Genomic DNA, 3,770 nt, shown 5'->3' on the forward strand with positions numbered 1-3,770 from the left:
CCCAAGCAAGGGCTATTTTTATGCTTACTCGATTTTATCTAGCACCACGGGTATTATATCATAAAAGAGCGGGCATGATCCCGCTCTTATTTCATAAATGGCCACCAGTTGGCTCGCCCAAACGTTTTCGCCATTACCGGAATAAATAATGGCAAAACGACAAGGGCGTATAAAAATAACCCTGTTAAAATAATCGTTGCAATTTGTAATAGCGATAAGACGCCGGATGGATACATCGCCGCAAACGTTCCTCCTAAAATGACAGCAGCTGAAATAATGACCGTTCCCATATGGCGCATCGCTTCAAGCATCGCTTCTTGCACCGTTTTGTCACGGTATTCGTTAAAGCGATCCATTAAGAAAATACTGTAGTCAATACCGAGCGCCATTAAAATGACGAATGCGAAAAACGGAACAGCCCAGTTCACTCCTTCGTATCCGAGCATATTCACAAACACAAGTTCGGTAAACGCCATCGATGTATAGTACGTTAAAATAAGCGATAACATTAAATACGCTGGCATAATAAACGAGCGAAGAAGAACAATTAAAATGATCGCAATGCCCGCAAGCATAAATACAGATGTTCGGGCATAATCAGCGGCAGAAATGTCGCGCAAATCGGAATAAATGCTTGTCACGCCGCCAACGCCTACTTTCGCATGCTCAAGCTTCGTACCGTTCACCGCCCGCGCAATCGCTTCCTTCACTTGTGCGATTTTTTCCATCGTCGTCGTTTCATACGGATTGGATGAAAAGACAACATCAAACGTTATAACTTTTCCGTCTTTCGACATATATGCTTCCTTCGCTTGAGCAAATTCCTCGCTCGTCAACAATTGTGGCGGCATATACCATCCTGCCATTTCTTCATCTGGTGCATTCGCTAACTGTGAAACGTACTGTTTCGCCGACTGTAATCCATTTTCTACTTGTTGTAAACCATCGACACTTTGATTTAACCCTGAAATAAGTTGATCCATTTGGTTGTTTAGTTGCGAAAAGCCAGCTAATAGTTGCTGTTGACCTTCGTTCACTTTCGTTAATCCATTTGTCACTTCTGGCAGTCGTTGCACGATTTGACCTTGACCATTTGCTGCTTGCTCTAATCCAGAACGAAGCTTTCCAAGTCCAACGATCAGTTGATCCATTCCCGTAATAAGTGCTTGCTGTCCATTCGTTACTGTCGCAAACGATTCGTTTGCTTGCTGTAAGCCGCGTTGAATACGTTGCAGCGCGTCGTTCACTTGAACGAGGGCACTAGATAATGCGTTCATTTGTGTCCCCATTTGTTCAATCGCTTGCTTCACGCTCGCATATTCGGCATCTTCGCGCAAACCGGCATGACGGTCTTCAATGCGATTGAGCGACTGAGAAAGAAGCGGCAGCTGTTGGGAAATAGTGCGCAATCCCCCTTCGATTTGTGCATATTGTTCGCTCAGCTGACGTAGTCCACCAGTTGCTTGTTCATATCCTTTTCGCAACTCGTTTGCCCCATCATGCACTTTTTTCATATTCGCTTGTACCATCTGTAACCCTTTTTCAAGATCAGCGGCACCGATCGCTCCGCTTCGCACTCCATCTTCGAGCTGCTTCAATGCTTGCTGCAAGTCGCCCATTCCTGTTTTTAGTTTCATCGTCCCGCTAACAAGTTCGCGAATGCCTCCGGTCGCTTGCTCTAGCTTCGGAGCTGACTTCGCCATTTCGCTGCTCGCTTCACTTAAACCAGAACGAATTTGCCCGATGCCGTCCGCTCCTTTTCCAAGTCCATCTTTTAACTGTTCCGCTTGCTTTGTCACAAACAATTGATCAATTGGCTCTCCAAGCGGGCGAGTTACTGAACGAACAGCTTCCACACCATCAATATTTGCCACTTCGCGACTCATTTTTTCAATTAAGTAGTAATATTGTTCATCATCCATCGCTTCATCATTTTTTAGGACGATTTTCGTCGGCATCGCTTCCCCTTCACTAAAGTGGGCTGAAATGATGTTAAATGCTTTAACAGACGCGTAACGATCCCCGATTTCCGCCATCGAGTTAAAAGAAAGCTTGCCGTCATACGTCAATAAAATCGGCAATGTGATAACTGCCACGATCGCAAGCGCCCATAGTGGACGGGCGAAAGAAAAACGACCTGCGATATCCCATAATTTGCTCGGCTTATGTTCAAGCGCCCCTTTCATCGGCCAAAAAAGTTTTTCACCAAGTGTAGCCATAAAAAATGGTACAAGCGTAATAAGGGCAACAAGCAACACGACGACACCGACCGCTACAGCTGATGCGGACTGATACAGTTTAAATGTTGACAGCCCAATTGACGCAAAGCCGATCATGACCGCCAGTCCGCTGAAAATAACCGTCTTTCCAGCCGTCTTATACGTGGCGATAATCGCTTCTGTTCGGTCTTCTCGTTTCGCTAATTCTTCTTTAAAACGGCTTAACAATAAAATACAATAATCCGTTCCAATCCCGAACAAAACGGCAACTAAAAATGTTTGCGTAAACGTAGAAAGCGGAAAGTCGACTCGATCGACAAGAAAAGCAACAACAGATTGCGATACGATATACGTCAATCCAACCGTCAGCAACGGCACAAACGGAGCAACGAGCGAACGAAAGACAAGAAATAAAACAATTAAAATAAACACGACCGTAATGCCTTCTGTTTTTTTCAATCCTTCTTGTGAACTTTGTACGACATCTTCGTCAATCATCCAGTTGCTCGTATAATAGTGCGGCACTTGAATATGTTTGATTGCATCATAAAGCGCTTTGCTCATTTCTTTTGCTGTACGCCCATTTCGTTCTAATTGGAGCGAGACAAGGACAGTCGTCCCGTCTTTTGCAACGAGCTTTTCTTTCAATTGATCATTATCGAACGGCGACACAACTTGCGTCACTCCGATCTCTTTTTTGTTCGCTTGCAACTGTTCAATCGCTTTCTCGATTTCTTTCCAATCTTTTTCTTGTAATCTTTCTTTCCGATGGAAAACGAGGACAGCGCTCATTTCTCCTTCTTTCTTTTCTTGCTTTTGTACTTCTTTTAGCAGTTCGCTTGCGAGCGAAGATGAATAGCCGTCTGGGACAGTAATTTGCCCTTTTTCACGCACAAGTTGCCCCATATTCGGAGCGGTCATCGCAAGCACGACAGCTGCTATCATCCAAGCGAGTAAAACGACCCATCTCCCACGAACGATCGTTTTCATTTGTTTTCCTCCATTTCGTGTAAAATCGTTGCCAACTTTTCATACGTTTGAATAAACTGCTCAATTTCCTCATACGAAAGCTTCGTCATCATCGTCTGAACAAGTTCGTATACTTTTTGTTCCGTTTCAATAAGCCACATCTTTCCTTTTTCTGTCAGTGTAAGAGAAATGACGCGACGATCGTCTCCATCTTTTCCTCGTTCAATCATTCCTTTTTCAACGAGGCGATTCGTCATCGCAGTAATCGCGCTTTTATTCACCGCAAACACGTCCGCTAATTCCGTCGATGTACACATCCCTCGTTTATATATGTAGCGCAATACATAATATTGATCGTGCGTCACATCGTCTAATTCACATTTCATTAGTGCAGCCCCTCGCTTATTTACGAGAAACGAAACGGATAAATAACGCTCAATAAATTGTTGTATGCTTCCCTCCATCTTTTGATACCTCCTATTCAAATTGTTCAATTGTTTAACTGTTTAATACTATAACTATTTAACGCAAAATGGTCAATGATGAAGTAACGTATGATATAATGTTGAAAAAAGCGAGGGA

The 3,770-nt window shown here is 43.7% G+C and carries 2 protein-coding genes; both read right to left on the bottom strand.

The window, feature by feature from the left end; translation table 11 throughout:
- Positions 1 to 86: 86 nt before the first annotated feature.
- On the bottom strand, positions 87 to 3,209 hold the full coding sequence (locus V7Z64_RS12225; RefSeq protein ID WP_297987952.1) for an efflux RND transporter permease subunit: 3,123 nt from the start codon (positions 3,207 to 3,209) through the stop codon (positions 87 to 89).
- Positions 3,206 to 3,652 (bottom strand): MarR family winged helix-turn-helix transcriptional regulator, encoded by a 447-nt coding sequence (locus tag V7Z64_RS12230; RefSeq protein WP_297987954.1) that lies wholly within the window; start codon positions 3,650 to 3,652, stop codon positions 3,206 to 3,208. Before V7Z64_RS12230 ends, V7Z64_RS12225 begins: the two co-directional genes overlap by 4 nt.
- Between the last annotated feature and the right edge of the window lie 118 nt (positions 3,653 to 3,770).

This window comes from Anoxybacillus sp. (genome assembly GCF_036834105.1).
GTDB lineage: Bacteria > Bacillota > Bacilli > Bacillales > Anoxybacillaceae > Anoxybacillus.